General features: G+C 60.6%; 18 protein-coding genes, 3 pseudogenes and 1 riboswitch. Of the genes and pseudogenes, 7 read left to right on the top strand and 14 right to left on the bottom strand.

Annotated features, from left to right (window positions below):
• Nucleotides 1-52: 52 nt before the first annotated feature.
• The 13 genes and pseudogenes from EXN22_RS05600 to EXN22_RS05545 all read right to left on the bottom strand — a co-directional run bounded on the left by EXN22_RS05600 (nt 53) and on the right by EXN22_RS05545 (nt 16,219).
• The gene (locus EXN22_RS05600; RefSeq protein WP_130263131.1) at nt 53-358 is read right to left on the bottom strand and encodes a DUF3077 domain-containing protein; all 306 of its coding nucleotides are present in this window, start codon (nt 356-358) and stop codon (nt 53-55) included.
• 382 nt (nt 359-740) lie between these two features.
• Nucleotides 741-1,436, bottom strand: coding sequence for an OmpA family protein (locus tag EXN22_RS05595; RefSeq protein ID WP_130263130.1), 696 nt, complete (start codon nt 1,434-1,436; stop codon nt 741-743).
• A gap of 95 nt (nt 1,437-1,531) precedes the next feature.
• On the bottom strand, nt 1,532-2,170 hold the full coding sequence (locus EXN22_RS05590) for an MBL fold metallo-hydrolase (RefSeq protein ID WP_130263129.1): 639 nt from the start codon (nt 2,168-2,170) through the stop codon (nt 1,532-1,534).
• 42 nt (nt 2,171-2,212) lie between these two features.
• Entirely contained in the window at nt 2,213-3,016 is an 804-nt protein-coding gene (locus EXN22_RS05585; protein WP_130263128.1) for a hypothetical protein, read from the bottom strand.
• On the bottom strand, nt 3,013-4,161 hold the full coding sequence (locus EXN22_RS05580) for an AAA family ATPase (RefSeq protein WP_130263127.1): 1,149 nt from the start codon (nt 4,159-4,161) through the stop codon (nt 3,013-3,015). The genes EXN22_RS05585 and EXN22_RS05580 overlap by 4 nt, the downstream gene beginning before the upstream one ends.
• A gap of 584 nt (nt 4,162-4,745) precedes the next feature.
• The gene (locus EXN22_RS05575; RefSeq protein WP_130263126.1) at nt 4,746-5,438 is read right to left on the bottom strand and encodes a sensor histidine kinase; all 693 of its coding nucleotides are present in this window, start codon (nt 5,436-5,438) and stop codon (nt 4,746-4,748) included.
• Nucleotides 5,435-7,042 (bottom strand): response regulator, encoded by a 1,608-nt coding sequence (locus tag EXN22_RS05570; RefSeq protein ID WP_130263125.1) that lies wholly within the window; start codon nt 7,040-7,042, stop codon nt 5,435-5,437. The genes EXN22_RS05575 and EXN22_RS05570 overlap by 4 nt, the downstream gene beginning before the upstream one ends.
• 199 nt (nt 7,043-7,241) lie before the next feature.
• A pseudogene (locus EXN22_RS26615) lies at nt 7,242-7,445 on the bottom strand (response regulator transcription factor); the annotation flags it as partial.
• A gap of 71 nt (nt 7,446-7,516) precedes the next feature.
• Nucleotides 7,517-9,962, bottom strand: a pseudogene (locus EXN22_RS05565) (helix-turn-helix transcriptional regulator); the annotation flags it as partial.
• A 204-nt stretch (nt 9,963-10,166) separates the two neighbouring features.
• Complete coding sequence (locus EXN22_RS05560; RefSeq protein WP_130263123.1) at nt 10,167-11,531, bottom strand: DUF1329 domain-containing protein; 1,365 nt, start codon at nt 11,529-11,531, stop codon at nt 10,167-10,169.
• A 27-nt stretch (nt 11,532-11,558) separates the two neighbouring features.
• Nucleotides 11,559-13,448, bottom strand: a complete 1,890-nt coding sequence (locus tag EXN22_RS05555) for a DUF1302 domain-containing protein (RefSeq protein WP_130263122.1) — start codon at nt 13,446-13,448, stop codon at nt 11,559-11,561.
• A gap of 332 nt (nt 13,449-13,780) precedes the next feature.
• Nucleotides 13,781-15,463, bottom strand: a complete 1,683-nt coding sequence (locus EXN22_RS05550; RefSeq protein ID WP_130263121.1) for a fatty acid--CoA ligase — start codon at nt 15,461-15,463, stop codon at nt 13,781-13,783.
• 126 nt (nt 15,464-15,589) lie between these two features.
• Nucleotides 15,590-16,219, bottom strand: coding sequence for a LysE family transporter (locus EXN22_RS05545; RefSeq protein WP_130263120.1), 630 nt, complete (start codon nt 16,217-16,219; stop codon nt 15,590-15,592).
• A 131-nt stretch (nt 16,220-16,350) separates the two neighbouring features.
• Here EXN22_RS05545 and EXN22_RS05540 point away from each other — a divergent pair, with 131 nt between their 5' ends.
• From EXN22_RS05540 to EXN22_RS05520, 5 genes are all read left to right on the top strand, one after another.
• Nucleotides 16,351-16,929 (top strand): NAD(P)H-dependent oxidoreductase, encoded by a 579-nt coding sequence (locus EXN22_RS05540; protein WP_130263119.1) that lies wholly within the window; start codon nt 16,351-16,353, stop codon nt 16,927-16,929.
• Nucleotides 16,930-16,940: 11 nt separating this feature from the next.
• A complete protein-coding gene (locus EXN22_RS05535) occupies nt 16,941-17,309 on the top strand; it encodes a MerR family transcriptional regulator (protein ID WP_130263118.1) in 369 nt (122 codons plus the stop codon).
• Between the two features lie 20 nt (nt 17,310-17,329).
• Nucleotides 17,330-18,292 (top strand): 2-hydroxyacid dehydrogenase, encoded by a 963-nt coding sequence (locus EXN22_RS05530; protein ID WP_130263117.1) that lies wholly within the window; start codon nt 17,330-17,332, stop codon nt 18,290-18,292.
• A 51-nt stretch (nt 18,293-18,343) separates the two neighbouring features.
• On the top strand, nt 18,344-19,342 hold the full coding sequence (locus EXN22_RS05525; RefSeq protein WP_130263116.1) for a class I SAM-dependent methyltransferase: 999 nt from the start codon (nt 18,344-18,346) through the stop codon (nt 19,340-19,342).
• A 38-nt stretch (nt 19,343-19,380) separates the two neighbouring features.
• A riboswitch (yybP-ykoY riboswitch) is annotated at nt 19,381-19,502 on the top strand.
• Nucleotides 19,503-19,589: 87 nt separating this feature from the next.
• Nucleotides 19,590-20,177 carry a TMEM165/GDT1 family protein gene (locus tag EXN22_RS05520; RefSeq protein WP_130263115.1) on the top strand — a complete coding sequence of 196 codons (588 nt, stop codon included), beginning with the start codon at nt 19,590-19,592 and terminating at the stop codon, nt 20,175-20,177.
• 58 nt (nt 20,178-20,235) lie between these two features.
• Here EXN22_RS05520 and EXN22_RS05515 read toward each other — a convergent pair whose 3' ends face one another.
• Nucleotides 20,236-21,051: a M48 family metallopeptidase gene (locus tag EXN22_RS05515; protein ID WP_130263114.1), complete on the bottom strand. Its 816-nt coding sequence runs from the start codon at nt 21,049-21,051 to the stop codon at nt 20,236-20,238.
• Between the two features lie 155 nt (nt 21,052-21,206).
• On the opposite strand from EXN22_RS05515, the pseudogene EXN22_RS26610 reads away from it, so the two are divergent.
• Together EXN22_RS26610 and EXN22_RS26605 are read left to right on the top strand one after the other, a co-directional pair.
• Nucleotides 21,207-22,445 (top strand): annotated as a pseudogene (locus EXN22_RS26610) (methyl-accepting chemotaxis protein); the annotation flags it as partial.
• Nucleotides 22,446-22,505: 60 nt separating this feature from the next.
• Entirely contained in the window at nt 22,506-23,348 is an 843-nt protein-coding gene (locus EXN22_RS26605; protein WP_407691961.1) for a methyl-accepting chemotaxis protein, read from the top strand.
• Nucleotides 23,349-23,364 lie beyond the last annotated feature (16 nt).

Raw genomic sequence — 23,364 nt, 5'->3', positions numbered from 1 at the left:
CAGAGATTTGTGCTATCTGTGTGGGAGCGGGCTTGACCCGCGATTAGCTGCCTCAAGCCTTGATCGTCCGACTCTCCAGCCCGTCAAGCAGCGCATCCACCAATGCCTTGGCCATCTCATGGGAATGCAGGGTCGCCTGAAGAAACCCTCGCCCCGGCTCACGGGTATGCTCGACCGCCAGCGGCCCAGTCAGGCTCGCGCATTTCAAATACAGCGACGCATGCACCAGCGCATCTTCGACATTGACCCCGGCACGCACGGCGAACAACTGTGGATGACCGACATCGCAGAGACCGAATGGGGTTTCTGTGGTTTCGAGAAGGTGGAATTCAGGTGGGTCTGGAACGAGTTTTTTCATGATAGAGCTCCTGATGTGAAGGGAGCTGCACCACATCTGTCGCCAAACAAAAATGGTGGCAGCTGTACGCAGGTTGGCGAACCGAGACATCAGGACAACCCGGCAGGGCCGAAGCCCTCCCGCGCACAACTGCCATAACGACTGACGTCATGGAAGCAGGATGATGTGCTCGGGTCGCCAAACCCGATCGCTGATGTTTCAGCGACCTGGTGAGCCTAGTGGCGTACTTCCCCAGGAGCAATCATCTGCAGGGCGACAGAATTCGTAGGATAGGTCCTAGGACGATCCAGACACCAGTCCAGAGCTGTTGCAGGATACTTAACATAGGGTCATCGCAGGCACAAAAAAGGGGAGCCAGGCTCCCCTTTTTCACCCCTGCAACTTACTGATACTGCTGCCCGGGAATCGGCTTGAGGTTGACCTCTACCCGACGATTCTGCGCACGACCATTGGCATCGCCGTTGCTGGCGATCGGTTGGTCCGGGCCCAGGCCACGGGCGCTGACACGGCTGCCATCGACACCTTGGGAAGTCAGGTAAGTGACCACCGATTGCGCACGACGCTGGGACAGGTCCATGTTGTGCTGGCGGCTGCCGGTGCTGTCGGTGTAACCGACCACTTCAATGGTGTTCTGGTTGAACTGCTTGAACGAGTTGGCCAGGTTGTTCAGCGGCGAGTAGAAGCTCGGGGCAATGTTGGCCGAGTCGGTGGCGAAGGTGATGTTGCCCGGCATGATCAGTTTGATCTGGTCGCCCTGGCGCTGAACCTCGACACCGGTGTTGGCCATGCTTGCACGCAAGGCGGCTTCCTGTTTGTCGGCGTAGTAGCCGTAACCTGCGGCGGCGGCGCCCACGGCGGCAGCGCCGATCAGCGCACCCTTGCCACGGTTGTTATGGTCGATGGCCGCGCCGGCAATGGCCCCGGCCAGCGCGCCCAGGCCGCCGTACTTGGCGGTTTTGCTCATCCCTGTGGAACCCTGCTGCGCCTGACCCTGGCTGTCATACGGGTTGGGGCTGGCACAACCGGACATCAGCGCGGCAGCGGTAGCGACGATAATCAAACGACGCATGGTGAACATGGACAAGCTCCTACTGTAATTCGAAAGTGCAGCGGATCTGATTCGGATCTATGCCAGCCTTGGATTGCAGCAAAGCAAAAAAATTCCCTGAACGTTCAGGCCCGCACAAACGGGTTCTGGCGCATTTCATCGCCCAGGCGCGTGTCCGGACCATGCCCGGTCACCACCGTGGCCTCTTCATCCAGGCTGTACAGGCGCTGCTTGATGGAACGAACGATAGTCGCCTGATCGCCACCCCACAAATCGGTGCGACCAATCCCACGACGAAAAAGCGTATCGCCTGCAATCAGCAGCTTGGCGTCAGCGAACCAGAAGCTCATCGAACCCGGCGTATGCCCCGGGGTGTGCAAGGCCACCCCGCAGCCGCAGGCCAGCTCTTCATCGTCGGCCAACCAGCGGTCCGGCGCCGGTACCGGCGTGTAGGGCACGCCGAACATCTGGCACTGCATTTCCAGGTTATCCCAGAGAAACTGGTCGTCCTTGTGCAGGTGCAAGGTGGCGCCGGTCTTCTCCTTCAACTGCCCGGAAGCGAGGAAATGGTCCAGGTGCGCGTGGGTATGGATGATACTCACCACCTTCAAGCCATGGGCATCGAGGCGGGCAAGAATCTGCTCGGGGTTGCCGCCCGGATCGACGACGATGGCCTTTTTGCTGATCGGATCGCCAATGATGGTGCAATTGCACTGCAACGGGCCGACGGGGAAGGTTTCGCGGATCAGGAGATTGGTGGCCATGGGAAACCTCGTGGGAATGAATGACAGGGCACAGCCTCTCCGTCAAGGCAAAGCCTCCAGCAGTTGACGATGTGGGCAGTTGTTACCGCTAAGCGAGCCTCGCAAAAAGCTTCGTACCTTGGGCATACCGTAATAGCTGGCAAGCATCAATGGGAAAGAGCTGAGCACATATACGAGCCCGCTTTCATTAATGAAACGCAGCTGCCCTTCAAATATTTCATGCGACTCGATGGGCGTCTCTGGAAGCTCCGACTGTCCATTTACGATCAGATTAGCTTTCTCGCAGTGCCGAAGTACGATTTCGTCCCAGTACTGGCGCGACCACACATTGACCTGCCTGAACGTATTCGAAGCATATTTGGAAGAAAAATCCTTGAACGCATTACCATAGGCCAAGGGTACCGCCAAGGTGGAGAAACAATCGACCCCACAGTCCTCATGTAGGCAACGAACCGCTTCAACCATAGGATAACTGATGAACAGTTTACCATGATCGGTTTCTTGCGTAAAAAACCCCAACAGCTCTTGTATTTTTACATCGCAGGCTTTGCTAGCATGAGGATCATAATCAAAAAACAAATATATTTCAGAGAACTGATCTCTCCGATACGACTTTAGCAACTGATTCTGGGGTATCTCCTGCAACAACGGAAACAAATCAATGCTACCAAGCCCAAAGTCATCATCTTTCATTTTCTCCAGCAACTGATAAATCTCTCCGCAAAATGCCGTTGTTACAACACTCCCAAGGGCATCGGAGAAATAATACTCAATAAACTTGCGACTAATTAGTTTTTCAGCACGCTCGCCTTCGAATACGAAAAGAATATGCTGCGACTTACTCATCCGCTGATTCTCTCCAGACTAAAACCTCCTGCCTTGTATATTTTTTCAAGATTATGGGCCTGCCTGATCTCCTTGTCCGTTGTGTCCGCAAGGGAAACAATCCGAGTTTCGTCCATGATAAAATAACAATCGGCCCTCAGCAGGTCGTTACTCATAATGGCGGTATTATGAGTTGTCAGGATCACCTGAATGCCCGAGTGCTTGAGTACTTCGACTACGGACAGCGATAATTCGTGATGATAGAAGGCATCGAATTCGTCAATGCATACCAAGCTGATTCGCCCGACCTCTCGAATACGCATTAACCAAAAATAGAATAGGCATAGAGTCCGGGTTCCGGTGGAAGCAATCTCGGCAAACGGAATCAAACTCCCATCAAAATCGAATGCAATATCCTTTCCATCGTTATCGGATATCTCTACCAACTTACACTTAATCCCATTCTTGTTGAGGAAAATCTCAAAATCCTCAATACCGCCGTTCTCCACAATATCTTCACATACGTTTTTCTCGGACTCATTCAACCCGACAAACGAGTTGCTTTCGAGAGAGCGCACCAACAACATACCATGAACAAATTTTACAAATTTATTAAACACCGCCGACTCACCAACATCTGGCAACAGCGTATTTGAACGAATATAAGAAACAATTGAAACCGCCGCCCCTGATATATCAAAAAGATCATCAATATCCTTATTCAAGGTATCAGCACCCGGCAAGTCAACAACTATATTTACCGCCCCACTTCGATCAGCAACTATACATGTGCGGCCATTAATCATCACCGTCTCTTTGAGAATCTTTGCAGAAGACTCCTTCTCGTAATTATAGACAAGCTCATCATCATCGAACTTGAAGGTATAACTAAATACAGCCTTGCGCTCGACGCTACCAGCGTTCAAATAATTTCTCGCGTAAAATTTTCGACGACTTGCTTTATCCCCAATGTTATTGACAATATCAAACAAAGCATAACTTAAATTTGTCTTACCACAACCATTACGCCCATATACAATACTGTTTCTAATAATTCCATTATTAACCGCCTCAGTATTGAACTTATATTCATTCTTCTGCTTCAAATCAAAAATAAATGTATCTCTGAACCCTTTAAATCCTTTAACTTCGAATTTACTCAACATAATTAGACCTTCCGAACGTGCAGAAACAGACTAGATCATATCGCAGGGCCGAAAAAACTGCCGTAATTTTTTTACGGCAAAATATTCAACTCTAATGATATCAATGTGTTGGGCCACCCTGAGCAATCCCGGTACTCGAACCAGCAATCCCCTCGCGCCATCAATTTTCGACAGCTCGCCGCCTGACTGTCGCCGCATCTCGACTTGGGCCAAGCGCCAGCTTTGGGCCATCTTGATCTGTAAGCGAGCATTGGCAGATGGCACACAAGGCGCGTAAAGCTCTGATTCCACAAATTGATGTGCAGGAAAATGCGCGTTTGCTTATCCTGAGAGTCCCGTTTTACCCACAGAAGAGCAGTGCAGCCGAAGATTGCCATCTATGTTGTCGTCAAGACCACATAGCGCTGGGCCGTTCATGTCATGCAAGCGCTCTAACTGTAGTCGTCCAGACGCTCCACCGGCACACGAACGAAGTTGTGCCATTGCCCCTGTGTGTCTCTCGAACAGCCCTCTTGGGCAGACCACTATTACTTCTCGCGCAGGCCCACCTTCGCACTTGTGCCGCCTAAAATCCTCTGAAGCCATTAAGGCAGGTAGAGCCTGAACAGCCCCCCGCCCAGAACACCGCCATTGGCGATCTCGATCCGCCCTTTCACGCCATTGCGCTCGTGCAGGCCGGCAATTCGCGCCGCGAAGTACAAGCCAAGGCCAGTGCTGCCGCTCTGGCCATCGATGCCCTGCACGTACTCCTGCTGGCGCTCGAGCATGCGTACCGGGAAGCCCGGGCCGTCGTCGTTGATGCTCAGCACCAATTGATCACCTTCGTCGCTGACGCTGATCAGCAAGGTATGCCCGGCATAGCGAATGGCGTTGTTGATGATATTGGCAACCACCGAGCCCACCAGTTCACGATCGAAAAAACCCAGCGGGCTGGCGGTTTCGATTCGGCAACTGGCAAGGATATCGCGGTGCTGCAGCAGGTTCTGCTGGGCTGCCAGTTGCGCTTCGAGAAAGTCATCGAGCTCGTGGTAGTCAGGGCACATGGGCAACTGGTTGACGCCCAGTTTGTACAGGCCCAGCAACTGCACCAGCATGCCGTTGAGATGGCTGAACTCATGCTCCATCACCCCCTGCTCACTGCCACTGCGCAGGGCCTCGGGCAGGCGCGCCAGCCACTGGCTGTGAGCCTGGGTCAGGGCCGCCAGGGAGTTTTTCATGTCGTGTACGGTGGAGGCGATCACCGTCGAAAAATCCAGCCCCTGGTTGTCCTGGTTCATGCGCCAAATGCCCGAAGGTGCAGTTTGCGGTAACGATCGTAGCGGTTGTCGCTTTTCGGGATGCCAGTGACACTGCCCAGGCAGGCGCGGCACTCGTCCATGATCGCTGCGGGTGGGGTCTCGCCACCGATGCGCAGCAGCGCCTGAGCGGTGTTGAGGGCAATACTGATGTTCTTCGGTTGCAGTGTCAGGGCCCGGCGGAATTGCGCCAAGGCTTCGCTGAGCTGGCCGGCCTGATAGCTACGCACGCCCTGGCGGTTGAGGTCGACCGCTTCGGTCACCGCCCCCAGCACGTTCGGGTCATCGGTCAGTTGCGCCACGCTCTGCATCACCTTGGGGTCGTCACCGTAGGTTTCCACACAGCTTTTCAGGATCGAGGTACCCGCGGATTCCTGCCCCAGTTTCTGCAGTTGCGTGGCCACCACCAGCGCCGCTTCCACCGAGAAGAACTGGTCCATTTTTTCCAGCCGGGCCATGGCCTGCTCGGTCAGCTTGGCGGCGGTTTCGGCGTCGCCGGCCTGCTGCAGGCTGGCGGCTTTCATCAACCGCGCACGCACCTGCAGGCCCTGGTCCTCGACGTTCTCTTTGGCCACTTCGCTGAGCACGGTGTTGATCTCGACCCGGGTTCGCGCATCCAGACCGTTGCCAGCGTTCTTGTTCATCAAGGCCTGCACCAGCCCCAGGTTGCTCTCCGGGTCTTTGTAGCGCGAGCTCTGGCCCTGGCTGACGGCATGCCGGTAGGCCTTGGACGAGGTGTCATAGTCGTCGTTGCTCAGGGCCAGCTTGCCCAGCATCATCTGCCGCCGCACGGCCAGCGGCGAGAGACGCACGGCCTCTTCGAGCACGCCCTGGGCACGCTTGCCTTCACCCAGGGCCACCAGTACTTCGGCAAGGCCGTCGTACAGCCCGGGCATCATCGGGAAGGCCTTGAGCGCTTGCTCGTACACGCCCTGGGCCTGGGCCAGCTGGTTACGCTTGAACAACAAGCCGCCGAGGGCGGCGTAGGCCCAGGGCGTGGCGCGACTGGAGATGATGGTGGTGAGGAATTTCTCCAGTTCATCGAAACGATTGAGGTCGCGCAGGGCATCGGCGCGATAGCGCAGGCACAAGGGGGCGAAGCGTGGGTCTTTCTTGCACAGCTCCGCGCAGGCTGCCAGCACTTCAGCCGGGCGGCCGCGGTCCAGGGCCTGGAGAATAGGCTTGAGCAACGTCTTGCGCTGCACCAGCTTTTCCAGGCGCTGGGCCAGGCCGATGCGGTTGAACGGTTTGGTCAGGTAGGCATCGGGCTCGTGCTCCAGGGCACTGAGGACAATGGCCTGGCTGCTTTCGGCAGTGACCATGAGAAAGACGCACTCATGGCTGATCAGTTTGTCGAGGATCAGGTCTTCGAGCACTTGCTGGCCGTTCTTCTTGCCATCGCCCAGGTGAAAATCCTGCAGGATGAAGTCGTAGCGCTTCTGCGCGCACATGCGCAGGGCCTGCTCGCCACTGTCGGCGGTGTCGACGTCACGGACACCCAGCTCGCGCAGCATCGAACGGGCCGAGCTGCGAAAATCAGAAAAGTCATCGACAATCAGAAAGCTTTTTTGGCTGTAGACCTGCATCCACGAAACCTGTCATGGCAAATAAAAAAAAGGACGCAGAGACACCTTCACGGACAGGCTCGGCTTCGCGGGTAACTTCACGGCGGCGATGAATCGGGCCGCACTCGCAGAGTATCGGCCGCACACAGCGATAGCTTGAGGCGCGCGCAGCGCCTATTAGCGGGACGTACGTACCAGATTACCGCAGTCTGCCTGGCGCTTAGCTCAGCAGCCCCAAGGCTTGAGCCCGGGCCACTGCCTGGGTGCGGCGCTCGACGCCCAGCTTGCTGTTGATATGGCTGGCGTGGGTTTTCACCGTGTGCAACGAGATGAACAACCGCTCGCTGATTTCCTGGTTCGAACAACCTTGGGCAATCAGCTCGAGCACCGCCTTTTCTCGGGCGCTCAAGGCCTCGCCACCGCCAGCGGGTGGTTCCGCTTCAAGCAGCGGAAGCAGGCCCATCAGGCTACTTTGTGCCGGGCCCTGGGGCTGCAGGCACAGTTGCTCGCGCAGCCACTGCGGGTGGTCGTGCAGCAGGCGCTGGAAAGGTTGCAGCGCGCCACCGCGGGCCGACTCCAGGGCCAGCACCAACAAATTGCGGGCCTGGTCTTGGTGATTGCTGGCCAATAGCAAACTTATCCACTGGCACAGCGCGGTGACACAAAGCATCTGCCCACCGTTGTCCTGACCACGTTCGTACAATGCCTGCAAGCGCCGCCCGGCCTGCTCCAGTCGGCCCTGAGTACGCTCCAGCAAGGCTTGCTGCAGTTCGATATGCAGGGGCAGCAGCGGATGGAACTCAGGCGCCGCGGCCGCCTGTTCGCCGCCGTAGGTCTGGCCCAGGCGCAACAGCCAGGATTCGGCCAGGTCAATTCGGCCCTGCGCCAGCCACAGTTCGCATTTGACCAGGGTGATCATCGCCAGATAGAAAATCGGCGGCACGTCCCAGATATGCATCAGCCGCTCGGCTTCGGCCAGTTCCGCGAAAGCCTCGGCGAAGCGCCCCTCGCGCCCCTCCAGCGACGCGATCACGCAATGGCCGATCAGTACGCTGATATCGCGGCAGGCACGCGCCTCGATCAACCCGGCACGCAGGCGGCTGCGCCCGGCCTCCGGTTGCAGGCGCGCCACCAGCAGGAAGCCTTCGTACAAGGTCAGCCGCGCCCGCGCCGCATACAGCCGTTGCGCCGACAAACCCTGCAAGCGCTGCAGCCCCTGGCGCACTTCATCCAGGGCGCGCAGCACCTCGCCACGGGCATGCAGCACCCGTGCCCGGTCGTAATGGGCCAGGGCCTCGAACAGCGGATTGCCTACCCGCTGTGCCAGCTCCAGGGCCTCGCGGTTCCAGCCACGGGCACGCCAGAAATCGGCATCGGCAATGGCCAGGTTGGACAAGGTCGACAGGCACACCAGGCGCTGTCCGTAGCGTTTGAACGGCAGGCTGTGAAGGGCTTGGGAACAGTATGCAACGGTTCGCTGGCGATCACCGCGGCTGCGGGCGATCACGCCGCTCAAGGCCAGCCACTGGGCCAGCATGGATTTTTGCGCGGTCGCCGAAGGCGCCGGCAGGAAGCGGCTCAAATGGCTGGCGAGGTCTTCGGCGGCATCCAGTTGCCCGGCCAGGCCCAACGCCCAGCTGTACAGCACGATCAGCCGTGGCGTACTGATCAACAGGCTGTCGGGCAGGTCCATCTTCCAGCGCAACAACATACCGACGTTCTGCTCGGCCAACAGCTGCTCTTCGGAAAGGTTCTGCACCAGGTTGGCCGCCACATCCAGGTGCCCGGCGCGCAAGGCCTGCTCGACCGCTTCATCGAGCAGGCCCTGGCCGTGGAACCAGCGACAGGCGCGCAGATGCAGGCTCGACAGCGGCAAGCTGGCCTGGCGCGTGCGCAGCAGGTCGGAGAACAGATGGTGGTAGCGGAACCAGCGTCCGTGTTCGTCCAGCGGCACCAGGAATACCTGATGGGCCTGCAGGTAGCGCAGGATCTCGGCGCCGTCATGGCTTTCGCGCAAGGCATCGCAGAGCTCGGCGCAAAAACGCTCCTGGCAGGCCGTGTCGTAAAGAAAGCCCTGCACTTCAGCCGGCAGCATCTCGATCACCTCTTCGAGCAGGTAATCGCGAATCAGCCCCTCGCCGCCGTGCAGGGCCTGGGGCAAGGCGCTGTCGACGCCCGCTTCATGGGCCGCCAGCAACCAGAATCGCAAACCGGCGACCCAGCCATCACTGCGCTGGATCAGGTTGTCCAGCGCCTGGCCGCGCAACACCGTGGGTTGTCGGCCAAGCACGGCCAGGGATTCATCCGTAGTCAGGCGCAGATCCTGCTCACTGAGTTCGAGCAACTGGTGTGACAGGCGTAAACGCGCCAGGTGCCAGTCCGGCCGTTGACGGCTGGTGACCAGCAGCACCAGGCCCGGCGGCAGATGATTGAGGAAGAACTGCAGGCAACGATCGAGTACCGGGCCTTGGGCCAGGTGGTAGTCATCGAGCACCAGCAGCAAGGGATTATGCGGTTGCAGGTGGCGGGCCAGCTCGTCGAGCAGACCGTCAAGCCATTCTTCGAAGGCGAAGGGCTGATGCCGTTGGCGCATTTTCAGCAAGCCCAGAGCCTGGCCGCCAAGCGCCGGGCAATACTGCTGCAAGCCTTCAAGCAGCCGTTCAAGGAAACGCCCGGGGTCGTTGTCGCGCCGGCTCAGCCCCAGCCAAAGGCTGCTCCAGTGGTTGGGCAAGCCCTGGCAGAACTCCACCGCCAACGAACTCTTGCCGAACCCCGCCGGTGCGTTGACCAGCAACAGGCGGCCACCGAGCCCCGCGTGCAAACGCTGGCACAACCGCCCCCGTGGCACATGGCCTTCGGGCAATGGCGGGCGAAAGAAGCGGCCCTCCAGGATGCTCATGGCCTGGCTGGCGAACCCTTGCGTACGGGACAGATCAGTCATGGCCGGCTCGTTTTAGTTAGAGAATCGTCGGCAGTACGGATCAGGGCAGACTAGCGGGTTAACCCGCACATTTGAAGATGATTGCTTCGCTTTGCGGAAAAAAGACTACAACAAAAAGCGACAAACCCGAGCCGATCAGGACAGGCAAACAGAAACGCCCCGGCAAGCCGGGGCGTTCTGGGAGATCACACGGAGGTTTGAAACTTAGCGCACACCTGCCTGGCGAAGCGCTGCAGGCTGGAACTCAGCCTTGGCGGCAGTGAAGCCGAAGTCGTAGGCTTTCTTTTCCTCGTTCTTCATGCCCAGGGCCAGGTAACGACCCGACTGCAGGTCATAGATGGCTTCCAGGGTGTACCATGGCACCTGGACGTTGTAGTAGTCCTGGGAGTGGGCCTCGGAAACGCGCCACAGTTGGTTGCGACCATCGTACTGGTCGATCACCGCGGCCTGCCAGGTGTCTTCGTCGATGTAGAAGTCACGCTTGGCATAAATATGACGCTGGCCAGGCTTGAGAGTCGCAACCACGTGCCAGACCCGGCGCAGTTCATAACGGCTCAGGTCTTGGTTGATGTGCCCAGCCTTGATGATGTCGCCGTACTTGAGCTTGGGGTCGTCGAGCTTGTAGCTGTTGGAGGCAATGTACATCTCTTTCTTGCCTTCCAGCTTCCAGTCGTAACGGTCCGGCGCACCGTTGAACATGTCCAGGTTGTCGGACGTGCGCAGGCCATCGGCAGCGGTACCCGGACCATCGTAGGACACCTGCGGTGCCTGGCGCACCCGGCGCTGACCGGCGTTGTAGACCCACGCCTTGCGCGGTTCCTTGACCTGGTCCAGGGTCTCGTGGACCAACAGCACGGTACCGGCCAGACGCGCCGGCGCAGTGACCTCCTGCTTGAAGTAGAACAGCACGTTGCCCGGGTTGGCCGGATCGAAGTCCTTCATTTTGTCACGAAAGACGAACTGGTCCTGGAAGTACACCAGGCTGTAGGAGCCGTTGGTTTGCGGCGTAGCCTGGGTCACCAGACGGGTCACACTACCGCCGCGATAGCGAGTGATGTGGTTCCAGATGACTTCGACACCGCTCTTGGGAATCGGGAACGGTACTGCAGTGGTAAAGTTTTCCAGTCCGTTGCCGCCGGCAACCAGGTTGGTCTTGGTGGCGTTTTGCTTGATCGCGGCAAATACATCATCCGGCACGGTGGCGCCGCGGTGGGTCGGGTACACCGGGATCTTGAAGGTGTCCGGGTAGCGCTTGAACATGGCGACCTGGCCTGGGGACAGTTTGTCCTTGTACTGGTCGACGTTCTGCGCAGTGATGGTGAACTTGGGCTGCTCGCTACCGTAAGGGTTGGAGAGGAAGCCCTTGGCGTCGACAGTGCCGGCAGTCTTGCTGAGCGGCTGCCAGGCGCTGATCGAGCCGTCAGCGTTGCCGGCCTTTTCCGCGCCCATGGGGGTGAGGCTTGCGCCCAGCTTGGCCGCCTCGTCGGCGGACACCGCCGCCATGACGCCGGTTGCCAACAACGACAGGCCCAGCACACCGGCTTGCAACAGAGTCTTGGTGGTTTTCATCTTTATGGTCGTCCTGAATCCGTGTTCTTAGAAGTTCACGCCGAAGCTGAGTGCGATGAAGTCGCGATCATCCACGGTGGTGTACTTGCCGTCGAAGAAGTTGGTGTACGACAGGCTGGTGGTGTAGGTGTTCTGGTACTCGGCATCCAGGCCCAGGCTGATCGCCTTGCGCCCTTCCTCGAAGTTGGCCCCTGGGCCAGGCGAGTAACCGGAAACGTCATGAGACCAGGCGATGTTCGGCTTGAGGTTGACCCCGGCGAACACGTCGTTGTAGTCCCAGATCGCCCGACCACGGTAACCCCAGGCAGTGCTGGTGGTGTAACCGTCGTTTTCGCACTTGCGGTTGAGGTTGGCCGTCGAGGTGCCAGGCCCGGCGCCAGCGATGGTCCCGGCATTGAGTATCTGCGAGCAGGTGTTGGCACCACCGGTAGAAGGCAGCGGGCCTGGGCCGTAGACCGGGTCACGGCCGTAGCGCATCTTGCTCGAGCTTTCCAGGCCGCCGACATGGGTTACGCCCACTTCACCGACCAGGGTCAGGCGGCTGGCGCCCATGACCTGATCGAAGAAGTGCGTGAAGGTGGTCTGGAACTGGGTGATTTCCTTGCGGGTGTAACCGTGCAGGTCCTGGCCCGGCACACCATTGAGCAATGAAGCGTTGGCCAGCGTCCCACCGATCGGGCGCACACCGGCAAACAGGATGTCGGTGGTGTTCAACTGCACCGGCGCGTTCGGCCGGTAACTGATTTCACCGCTCCAGGCCGTGCCGGTGGGCAAGGTGGTGGAGAAGCTCAAGCCGTACAGGCGGATGTCTTCGGGGTACTCGACGAAGTACTTCGAGTTACCGGCAACGATCAACGGCGCCAGTGGCCGCAGGTTGGCTGGCAGCCCTGCCAGGCCGGCATACACCGACGGTGCGGCGCCCGTGGCGCTGAAGATCGGCGCACGGCTGTGGTAGTTCATGAAGTAGGCGCCGAACTCGGTGTCCAGCGGCTCGAACATGTAGCGCATGGCAACGCCGAACTGGCCACTGTCGCGGGCATCGCGGTCCGGGCCGCGACGGACCATCACGCCTTCTTCGTTGATGTTCACGCCACGGCTGGCGAGGAACTGCTGGGCAGCACCCGGTACCGTACGGCTGCTGTTGAGCACGCGCAGGTTATCGGTACAACCGTCGGCAATGATGTCCGGCTGGGAGAAGAAGGTGCCGCAGTTGTCGACGACGGTCTGGTCCCACTCGATCTGGTAGAAGGCTTCGGCCGAGAGGTTGTCGGTCAGGCTCTGCGAAACGTAGAACATGTTGACCGGGATCAGGCCTTCCTTGACCTCGGCACCAGGCCGGCGGAACGCGGCCACGTCGATCGGGTTGATCGAGTTGATACCGCCACCGATAAAGGTACTTTCACCCCAGCTGACCACCTGCTTGCCCAGGCGCACCGAGCCCGGATGATCAGCGATCGAGTAGTTGTGGTAAACGAAGGCGTCGAGAATCTGCCCGCCGGACGACTTGGCACCCTCTTTGCGGTTGATGTCGCTGATGTCCTTGAACTCGCGATGCTCATCCTTGAGTTCAAAGTCGTACCAGTACTTGCCACGGACGAATACCCCGGTATCGCCGTACTTGAGCTCCAGGTCATGGATGCCCTTGAAGATCTTCGAGAAGGTCTCACCGCGCTTGAAGTTCAGGTGGCCGTCATCGGAGGTTTGCGACAGGCCCTTGCCGCCGTTGTTGACACCGATCAGGTCCCTGTTCGGCTTGGCTGTCGACCAGCTCGCCCCCACCGACAGCGACGAGTCGAACGAGCCTTCGATTTCCCCGATATTGAAACTGACGCCGAATGCAGGACCGGCGAGCGTAGAAGCGAGGCTGACGGCCAGCGGCAGTTTTGCCCGGCGCCAGAACAGATTTGCTGATGTCATCGACGCTACTCCATGTACTTTATTTTTATGGCAGTGAGTCCTTTGCAGAAACGCATCGTCGACCGGCGTGAGCGCGCCTTTTGGTCGAGCGAGTGGCTGGGCACATGCATGTGCGATCCCCCGTTCCTGAAAATCCCCTGAACCGACTATAGCCAGCAGGTTGAACTGCTTGATCCCTCTAAAGTGTGATTTGCATCCCAACCTCTCTGACGTGGGCTATAACGACAGGCCACTACGCTGGCTGGGGAAGAATGGCTGAATTTGGCAAATTGACAAGGCGGCCAAGCGTCTGGCGTGCGGGTCGCGCCCGGATGGGCACGACCCGCCAGGTTTTACAGGGTCGACAGGAAGGTGCTGTTACTGGCTTGCCACTGGCTGATGTCCAGGCGGATGCGCTTCTTGTCGAGCTTGCCGACACTGGTCTTGGGAATTTCAGTAACAAGGGCGATCTGGGTGGGGATCGCCCACTTGTTGATGTGCCCCAGCTCCACGAACGGCTTGAGGTGTTCCTTGAGGCCCTTGGCATCGATGCTCTGGCCGTCCTGGATCACCAGCAAGGCAAACGGCCGCTCGCCCCACTGTGGATCGGCGACGCCGACCACGGCCACTTCGCGGATCGCCGGATGGCGGCTGATCAGGTCTTCGAGCTCCAGTGATGAAATCCATTCGCCACCGGTCTTGATCACGTCCTTGATGCGGTCGCGAATGTCGATTATGCCCATGCTGTCGAGGGTCGCCACGTCACCGGTGTGCAACCAGCCACCCTGCCAGAGCTCGGCGCCCTTCTCAGGCTCGCGGAAGTAGCCCATGCTCAGCCAGGGCGCGCGCAACACCAGCTCGCCCTGGGTTTCGCCATCGGCTGGGAGGAAGTTGCCATTGCCGTCGACGGTTGCCGCTTCCACCAGTGGCACCGGCACACCGGCCTTGATCCGGTAGGTGATGCATTCGTCTTCGCTGCCGGCCAGCAACTCGTCGTTGAGGTGGGCGCAGGCCACCAGCGGGCAGGTCTCGGACATACCATAGGCTGCAGTCAACTGAATCCCGCGAGCCTTGGCCGCTTCATACAAGGCGCGGTTCAGCGAGCTGCCGCCAATGATGATCTTCCAGCCACCGAAGTCCTGCTGCTGGGCGCCCTTGGCGTTGAGCAGCATCTGCAGGATGGTCGGCACGCAATGCGAGAAGGTCACCTTCTCCTTGCGCCACAGCTCACAGAGCATTTCCGGCTCGTAGCGCCCCGGGTAGACCTGCTTGATTCCGAGCATGGTCGCCACGTAGGGGATGCCCCAGGCGTGAACGTGGAACATCGGGGTGATGGGCATGTACACATCGTTGCTGCCGAGCAGGCGCACACTGTCGATACTGCCGATGACCGAGGTCGTCGCCAGGGTGTGCAGCACCAGTTGCCGATGGGTGAAATACACGCCCTTGGGGTTGCCGGTGGTACCGGTGGTGTAGAAGGTGGTAGCCACCGAGTTCTCGTCGAAATCGGGGAACTCATACACCGGGCTGGCCGCCGCCAGCAGTTGCTCATACTCGCCGACCAGGTTGGGCAGGTCGGCGGTTTTCTGCTCGCCATCGGTCAGCAGCAGGGTTTTCTCCACCGTGGTCAATTGCCCGGCGATGGTCTGGTAAAGGCCGACGAAGTCGCTGTTGACCAGCACCAAGCGGTCGTCAGCGTGGTTCATGGTGTAGAGGATCTGCTCCGGCGACAGGCGCACGTTGATGGTGTGCGCCACCGCACCGATCATCGGGATGGCGAACATGCACTCGAGATAACGATGACTGTCCCAGTCCATCACCGCCACGGTGTCACCGGCCTTGACCCCAGCCGCGGTAAGCACATTGGCCAGCCGCGCGATACGCTCGTTGAGGGTCAGGTAGCTATAGCGCAACTGGTCGCGGTAGACGATTTCGCGGGTTTTCTCGTAGCGGCTGCCCGACATCAACAGGCGCTTGATCAACAACGGAAACTGATAGGCGCCCTCGGCGGGAGGAATGACGCGAGTCTGCAACATAGGAGTCCCTTTTCTAGAGTGCACAACAGGCTGGGCAAGACATGCCTTACTCTAGAACGCCACCGCAACGGCCAAATCAGCCAAAGGAATGATTTGCCCGGCGCAGGGACGAGTGGCTTCAAAGCATCAATGCATCTGGGTGAATGCGATCTTCACCCCCAGGGCAATCAGCACCGCGCCCATGGTGCGGTCAAACCAGTGGCCCATGCGGGCGAAAGCTGCGCGCACCCGCTGCTGGCTGAACAGCATCGCCACCAGGCAGAACCACAGGCCGGTCGCCACGGCCAGGTACACACCGTACCCGGCCTGGATTGCCAGAGGCGTGTGCGGGTTGATGACCACGGTGAACAGCGACAGGAAGAACAACGTCGCCTTGGGATTCAGGCCGTTGGTCATGAAGCCGGCGACGAACGCGGCCCGTGGCGTGCGTTCGACCGTCGAAGCCTGCACGGCTTCACTGCCGGGCGCCGCAGGGCCAGCACGCAGGGCCTTGAAGCCGATGTACAGCAGGTAAGCCGCCGCCAGCCATTTCAGCGCATTGAACAGCATGATCGACTGCGACACGATCAGGCCGATCCCCAGTAGCGAATAACCGACATGCAGGAAAATTGCCATACCGACGCCAAATGCGGTCCAGGTGCCAGCGCGCCGGCCATGGGTAACACTTTCGCGTACCACCACGGCAAAATCGGGGCCGGGGCTGGCCACCGCCAGCAGGTGAATCAACGCCACAGTCAGAAATTCGGCCCAGTACATGGGGGCTCCTTGCGCCATAGTAGGAAGTTGGGGGCGATACCTTACGCCTTCGCCCTTTCGGGCGACAGCCTTGACTCTCCTCCTAGGGGCAAGCATTAGCCTGCGCGCTTTTGACCATGGACCTGCCGTCGATGAGCACGCGAATCCTGGTGGTACTCGGCCACCCTTCCAGCAGCAGCTTCTGCGCTGCATTAAGCAACAGCTACCTCACCAGCGCCCGCGAGCAGGGGCACGACGTCTGCCTGCTGGAACTGGGCAAGCTGGCCTTCGACCCGATCCTGCGCGACGGCTATCAACAGGTCCAAGCCCTGGAGCCAGACCTGCTGCACGCTCAGCAGTTGATCCATTGGGCCGAGCACCTGGTACTGGTTTTCCCGGTCTGGTGGGGCGGTATTCCGGCATTGCTCAAGGGCTTTCTCGACCGCATCCTGCTGCCTGGCTTCGCCTTCCAGTACCGCACAGGCTCGCCCTTTCCTGCGCAACTGCTCAAGGGCCGCAGCGCCGACCTGCTGGTGAGCATGGACACCCCGCCCTGGTACTACCGCTGGGTCTATCGCATGCCGGCCCTGCAGCAGATGCGCCGCACAACCCTGGGCTTCTGTGGAATCAAGGCGAAAAAGACGTTAACGTTTGGCCCCATCATCAGCTCTACCCAGCAGCAACGCGATGCCTGGCTGCAACAGGCGCGCATGCTCGCTCGGCGGTACTAACAGGACGTTCGATGTACATCGGCAAAGCCGCGCAGTTGTCCGGGGCAACCATCAAGAGCATTCGCCACTATGAGCGCATCGGCCTGTTGCCGGCGCCCAGGCGCCAGGGCAGCTATCGCCTGTATGACCAGCAGAGCATCGCCCTGCTGAGCCTGATCAAGTGCGCGCAAAAGCTCGGTTTCAGTCTCAAGGAGATGCAAACCCTGGTCGCTGACGAACAGGCCGGGTTGCCGATAGAAAAGGTCCGCCAGGCAATTGCTGGCAAGAAAGCCCAGGTGCAGGCGCAGATCCAGGCGCTGCAACTGCAACATCAAGGCCTGCTCGAACTGGAGATCAGCCTCGAGCACAGCCAGTACGACTGCTTTGCCTACAACGCTTGAGCCCTCACTGGAGCCGCCCTATGCCCACACCCCGTCGCGCCGTGTTTCTCGACCATAGCTCCCTGGACCTGGGTGACCTGGCGCTGGGTCGCCTCAAGGCCTGTTTCGATGAACTGCAACTCTACCCGACGACCGCCCCCGGGCAAGTCACCGAGCGCCTGCAGGGTGCAACCGTGGCGATCAGCAACAAGGTCATGATCGACGCCGCCACCTTGGCAGCCTGCCCCGAGTTGAAGCTGATTCTGGTCGCTGCCACCGGCACCAACAATGTCGACCTGCAGGCGGCCCGCGCCCAGGGCGTGCTGGTCAGCAACTGCCAGGGCTACGGCACCCCGTCAGTGGCACAGCACACCCTGACCTTGCTGCTGGCTCTGGCAACGCGCCTGAGCGACTACCAAAAGGCCGTCGCCGACGGGCAATGGGCCAACGCCCAGCAGTTCTGCCTGCTGGACTTCCCCATCGTTGAGCTGGAGGGCAAAACCCTCGGCCTGCTCGGCCATGGTGAACTGGGCGGCGCGGTGGCGCGCCTGGCTGAAGCGTTCGGCATGCGCGTGTTGCTCGGCCAGTTGCCCGGCCGCCCGCCTCGCGAAGACCGCCTGGCCCTGGATGAATTGCTGCCGCAGGTCGACGCCCTGACCCTGCACTGCCCGCTCAACGAACACACCCGCAACCTGCTGGGCGCCCGTGAACTGGCCCTGCTCAAGCCTGGCGCGTTCGTGGTCAACACCGCCCGCGGCGGGCTGATCGACGAGCAGGCACTGGCTGACGCCCTGCGCGCCGGTCATCTGGGAGGCGCTGCCACCGATGTGTTGAGCGTCGAGCCACCGGTCAACGGCAACCCGCTGCTGGCAGCGGACATTCCGCGCCTGATCGTCACCCCGCACAGCGCCTGGGGTGCGGTCGAGTCGCGGCAACGTATCGTCGAGCAGTTGAGCGAAAACGCCGAGGCGTTTTTCGCCGGCAGCCCGCGACGCCTGGTCTAAGCCTGGGCCGGCTCTGGTAAACTGCGCCCCTTTTTTCAGGAGTCGCCGTCCATGGACCCGCGCAGTGAAGTGTTGCTTCGTCAGGCTGATCTTTTCCAGGGCTCGCTGTTGCTGGCCGGCCTGCCTGCCGACGACCTGCTCGGCAAGCTTGCGCTAGCCCATGGCTGGAGCTGGCACGCGGGTGACCAGGCGGCGCTTCAGGCACGTTTTGCCGGGCGCAGCCATTATGGGGTAGAGGCACCGACCCAGGCCTTTGCGGGCGCCGTGCTGTTCTTGCCCAAGTCCCGCGACCTTACCAACTACCTGCTCAACGCCCTGGCCTCGCGCCTGGCGGGTCGCGAGCTGTACCTGGTCGGCGAGAAGCGCGGCGGTATTGAAGGCGCCGCCAAGCAGCTGCATGCCTTTGGCAAACCACGCAAGCTCGACAGCGCCCGCCACTGCCAGCTGTGGCAAGTCACGGTAGAGCACGCGCCTGAGGCCAAGCCCCTGGAAAGCCTGGCCGAGCATTTCGAACTGCAACTGGCTGATGGCCCACTGCAAATCGTCAGCCTGCCGGGTGTGTTCAGCCATGGCCGCCTGGACCGTGGCAGCGCCCTGCTGCTGGAAAACCTCGACCAGTTACCGGTCGGCCACGTGCTTGATTTTGGTTGCGGTGCCGGGGTGCTGGGGGCGGCAATCAAGCGGCGCTATCCGCAAAACCGCATCACCCTGCTCGATGTCGATGCCTTTGCCGTGGCCAGCAGTCGTTTGACCCTGGCGGCCAACGGCCTTGAGGGTGAGGTGATCAGCGGCGACGGTATCGACGCCGCGCCGCGCGAGCTGGATGTGATCCTGAGCAACCCGCCGTTTCACACCGGGGTGCACACCAACTACCAGGCATCGGAAAACCTGCTGCGAAAATCAGCGAATCATCTGAAAAAAGGTGGCGAAATTCGCCTGGTGGCCAATAGCTTCCTGCGCTATCAGCCGCTGATCGAAGAGGCGCTGGGCAATTGCCGGATCCGCGACGAAGGGCAAGGCTTTCGCATCTACCAGGCAACACGCGGTTAAAAAGAGCGCTTGCCGAAACGGATTTGCCTAGGCAGAATCCGCTCCGTCCTAGGGGAGTAGTCTCCCGCGAGCACCCAGCTCGCCCGGTACGCGTCAACATACTTGGTCAACAGACCATGGCGCGTGCGACCCACGGTCCGCACAGACGGACCCAGGGTTTGACAAGACCTATGACACGCACACCTTACCCGGGGCGGGAAGGCTGTACGTGTCATAGCCGTGTCGACCCGCCCCCGTAGGAACCCTGATGCTGGAATCATTGCTCGTCCCCACCGCGATCGTGGCCCTCGCCGAAATTGGCGACAAGACCCAACTGCTCGCGCTGATCCTTGCCGCCCGCTTTCGCAAACCCTGGCCGATCATTGCCGGCATCATCGCCGCCACCCTGGCCAACCATGCGGCTGCAGGCGCGGTCGGGGCCTGGGTCAGCACATTCTTCAGCGCCGCCACCCTGCACTGGATTCTCGCCGCAAGCTTTGCCGCCACGGCGCTGTGGACGCTGATCCCGGACAAGATGGACGATGACGACGCCAGCACCGCGCGGCGCTTCGGCCCGTTCCTGACCACCCTGATTGCGTTCTTCATCGCCGAAATCGGCGACAAGACCCAGGTCGCCACGGTGATGCTGGCGGCGCAGTATCCGCACCTGATCATGGTGATTATCGGCACCACCCTGGGCATGCTGATTGCCAACGTGCCAGTGGTACTGGCGGGCAACTTCGCTGCCGAGAAGCTGCCATTGACCCTGATCCGCCGCCTGGCATCGGCGGCGTTCTTCGTCCTGGCTGCGGTGGCGGTGTACTCGGCCATGCAGGTCAGTGGCTGGATAGGCTGATCGCAATCGCGGGGCAAGCCCGCTCCCACAGTGTGGGAGCGGGCTTGCCCCGCGATTTTTACTTGCGCGCTTGCTCGTACAACGGCATCACCTTGGGAATCGCCGCCTGCAACGCAGCCTGACGGCTGGCCGACGCCGGGTGAGTGCTCATGAACTCCGGCTGCGAGCCGCCCGAGGCCTGGGCCATCTTGCCCCACAGGCTGATCGCGGCATTCGGGTTGTAGCCGGCGCGTGCTGCCAGCTCCAGGCCGATCAGGTCGGCTTCGTTCTCGTTGGCGCGACTGTTGGGCAGGGTCAGGCTGTACTGCACCACGGTGTCGGCAATGGCCAGGCTGTCCTGGCCCAGGCCCAGCAAGGCCCCGGCACCCTGGCGCGCCATCTGCACGCCATAAGCCTTGGACATCGCTTCACGACCATGCTCGCGCAGGGCGTGGGCGATTTCATGGCCCATCACGGCGGCGAGTTCGTCGTCAGTCAGCTTGAGCTGCTCGATCAGGCCGCTGTAGACGAAGATCTTGCCACCCGGCCCGCAGTTGGCATTGAGCTCGTCGCTCTTGATCAGGTTCACTTCCCAGTTCCATTGCGCCGAATCCGGGCGGAACTGCGGCGCCTGGGCGATCAGGCGGCTGGCAATAGCCTGCACGCGCTTGGCGTTGGCGCTGGTCTTGTCGAGCACACCCTTGCTCGAAGCCTCGCCCAGAGTTTGCTGGTACGACTGGGCGTACATCTGGTTGACCTCATCGGTCGACAGCATGCTGAACATATATTGCTTACGCTCGACACCCACGGCGCCGCCGCTGGTGGTGTTCACTGCCTGGCAACCCGCGAGCAGGACGCTGGCGCTCAATGCACCGATTACAAATGACTTACGCATGAAAACACTCCCTTCGAACATGCCGCGTATCCTAGGCCGACTCGCCTGAGCCCGCCATATCCCTGACGAAGATTTCTCCAGACGGCGCTCATGCTTTCGCAGCAGCAGGCCGATAACGCAAGGCAGACGCCTTTCCTTGCGCTTGGAGCCCCCTCATGAAGTTCCGGTCGATCCAGTTTTCCGTCGCAGCCCTTGCTGGCGCCATTGTCCTGAGCATTGTTGCCGCCCTGGTGCTCTACGCCGTGTATGCCGGTGAGCGGACCCAGGAGCTGGTACAGACCCGCACCCAGCAACAGTTCGAGGCGGTGATCGAGCAGCGCCTGACCGCCCTGGCGCGGACCCAGGTCAGCGAGATCCAGCGCGGCCTGGAAGCACCCTTGCTGATTGCCCGGGGCCTTGCCAGCAGCAACGCCATGCTCGGCATGCAGGACGCCAGCGGCAATGCCCTGCTCAAGATCGAACGGCAACAACTGATCGCCCTGCTCAAGCAGACCGCACTGACCAACCCGCTTATCCTCGGTGCTTACCTGGGCTGGGAAAGCAACGCCCTGGATCACGATGACGCGCGCTTCGTCGGTACCCCGGTCACCGGCATCGACAGCGCCAGCGGGCGTTTCCTGCCCTGGTGGTTCCGCAACGAAGACGGCAGCCTGGGCCTGGACAAACTGGCCGACGTCAATGATCAGACCATTCTCGCCACCGGCGTGCGTGCCAGTGAGTACTACCTGTGCCCGCGGGAGTCGAAAAAGGCCTGCGTGATCGACCCGGCACCTTACAAGGTGGGCAACAAGGTGGTGATGCTCGCCTCGTTCGTCGAGCCGATCATGATCGACGGCACATTCCAGGGCATTGCCGGCGCCGACCTCTCAGTCAACTTCATCCAGGACATGCTCATCAACGCCGACCGCCAGCTCTACAACGGTGCCGGCGAACTGGCGCTGGTGTCCGGCAATGGCCGCCTGGTGGCCTTCACCAAAGACCCGGGCAAGTTCGGCGAGAAAGCCAGCGATGTCCTCGACGCCAATGCCGCCGGCACCCTGGCGCAACTCAAGGGTGAGAACCTGCATTATGAAGTCGATCAGGCCGCTGGCCGCATCGAGCTGTACCTGCCGTTCAAGATCGCCAATACCGATGCCCGCTGGACCCTGCTGCTGGAACTGCCGATCAACGCGGTGATGGCGGATGTGGAAAAACTGCAAAACGACCTCGGCGCCCAGCGCCGCGCCGACATCACCGGCATGACCCTGGTCGGCCTGGGCATCGCCGCCCTTGGCCTGCTGGTGATCTGGTTGCTGGCCAAAGGTATTGCCCGGCCACTGCGGCAGATGGTGGCAATGCTCGATGATATCGCCCAGGGCGAAGGCGACCTGACCCGCCGCCTGAGCAGCGACCGCGCCGACGAGCTGGGATCGATCGCCACGGGCTTCAACACCTTCCTGAGCAAGCTGCAGGCCATGATCAGCCAGGTAGTGGCCTCGGTACAGAAGGTCAGCGACTCGTCGGAGCACACCGCCGACATCGCCATCCGCACCAACCAGGGCGTGCACAAGCAGATGGCCGAAATCGATCTGGTGGCCACCGCCGTGCACGAAATGACCGCCACTGCCCAGGACGTCGCACGCAACGCCACCCATGCCGCCCAAGCTGCCAGCAACGCCGACCAGGCCGCTCACAAGGGTCTGGCCATCGTGCGCGATACCTCCCATTCGATCAGCGCCCTGGCCGAGGAAATCGGCCGCGCTGTCGGTGTGGTGCAGAACCTGGCCCGCGACAGCGAGAACATCAACGCCATCCTGATTGCCATTCGCGCAATTGCCGAGCAGACCAACCTGCTGGCGCTCAACGCCGCCATCGAGGCTGCCCGTGCCGGTGAGCAGGGCCGTGGTTTTGCCGTGGTTGCCGACGAGGTGCGCAACCTTGCGCAGAAAACCCAGCAAGCCACCGAAGAAATCCAGCAGATGATCCAGCAACTGCAGCAGGGTACCCGCGACGTGGTGCGGGTCATGGAAGACAGCCAGGGCAAGACCGACGACAGCGTGCAGCAAGCCGCGCGCGCCGCCGAGGCGCTGGAGAGCATCACCCAGGCGGTATCGGTAATCAACGACATGAACACGCAGATTGCCAGCGCCGCCGAAGAGCAGAGCGCGGTGGCCGAGGACATCAATCGCAATGTGATCAACATCGGCCAGGTGGCCAACGAAGTGGCGGGCGGCGCGGACGAGTCGAGTACCGCCAGTGCCGAGCTGACCAAGCTGGCCGAGCAACAGCGGCGCTTGATCAATCAGTTCAGGGTGTGAGGCCTCATCGCGGGGC

The sequence above is a fragment of the Pseudomonas tructae genome (genome assembly GCF_004214895.1).
Taxonomy (GTDB): Bacteria; Pseudomonadota; Gammaproteobacteria; order Pseudomonadales; family Pseudomonadaceae; genus Aquipseudomonas; species Aquipseudomonas tructae.
Note: the sequence above shows the minus strand (reverse complement) of the source record. Positions and strands in the feature narration are given on the sequence as shown.

Bases quoted from the DNA above. Each gene is read 5' to 3' on its own strand.
- EXN22_RS26605 (WP_407691961.1), top strand. From the start codon at position 22,506: ATGATCAGCCAGGTAGTGGCCTCGGTACAGAAGGTCAGCGACTCGTCG.
- EXN22_RS05580 (WP_130263127.1), bottom strand. From the start codon at position 4,161: ATGTTGAGTAAATTCGAAGTTAAAGGATTTAAAGGGTTCAGAGATACA.
- EXN22_RS05540 (WP_130263119.1), top strand. From the start codon at position 16,351: ATGAGCACGCGAATCCTGGTGGTACTCGGCCACCCTTCCAGCAGCAGC.
- EXN22_RS05530 (WP_130263117.1), top strand. From the start codon at position 17,330: ATGCCCACACCCCGTCGCGCCGTGTTTCTCGACCATAGCTCCCTGGAC.
- EXN22_RS05595 (WP_130263130.1), bottom strand. From the start codon at position 1,436: ATGTTCACCATGCGTCGTTTGATTATCGTCGCTACCGCTGCCGCGCTG.
- EXN22_RS05525 (WP_130263116.1), top strand. From the start codon at position 18,344: ATGGACCCGCGCAGTGAAGTGTTGCTTCGTCAGGCTGATCTTTTCCAG.
- EXN22_RS05535 (WP_130263118.1), top strand. From the start codon at position 16,941: ATGTACATCGGCAAAGCCGCGCAGTTGTCCGGGGCAACCATCAAGAGC.
- EXN22_RS05590 (WP_130263129.1), bottom strand. From the start codon at position 2,170: ATGGCCACCAATCTCCTGATCCGCGAAACCTTCCCCGTCGGCCCGTTG.
- EXN22_RS05560 (WP_130263123.1), bottom strand. From the start codon at position 11,531: ATGAAAACCACCAAGACTCTGTTGCAAGCCGGTGTGCTGGGCCTGTCG.
- EXN22_RS05545 (WP_130263120.1), bottom strand. From the start codon at position 16,219: ATGTACTGGGCCGAATTTCTGACTGTGGCGTTGATTCACCTGCTGGCG.
- EXN22_RS05550 (WP_130263121.1), bottom strand. From the start codon at position 15,463: ATGTTGCAGACTCGCGTCATTCCTCCCGCCGAGGGCGCCTATCAGTTT.
- EXN22_RS05600 (WP_130263131.1), bottom strand. From the start codon at position 358: ATGAAAAAACTCGTTCCAGACCCACCTGAATTCCACCTTCTCGAAACC.
- EXN22_RS05515 (WP_130263114.1), bottom strand. From the start codon at position 21,051: ATGCGTAAGTCATTTGTAATCGGTGCATTGAGCGCCAGCGTCCTGCTC.
- EXN22_RS05555 (WP_130263122.1), bottom strand. From the start codon at position 13,448: ATGACATCAGCAAATCTGTTCTGGCGCCGGGCAAAACTGCCGCTGGCC.
- EXN22_RS05520 (WP_130263115.1), top strand. From the start codon at position 19,590: ATGCTGGAATCATTGCTCGTCCCCACCGCGATCGTGGCCCTCGCCGAA.
- EXN22_RS05585 (WP_130263128.1), bottom strand. From the start codon at position 3,016: ATGAGTAAGTCGCAGCATATTCTTTTCGTATTCGAAGGCGAGCGTGCT.
- EXN22_RS05575 (WP_130263126.1), bottom strand. From the start codon at position 5,438: ATGAACCAGGACAACCAGGGGCTGGATTTTTCGACGGTGATCGCCTCC.
- EXN22_RS05570 (WP_130263125.1), bottom strand. From the start codon at position 7,042: ATGCAGGTCTACAGCCAAAAAAGCTTTCTGATTGTCGATGACTTTTCT.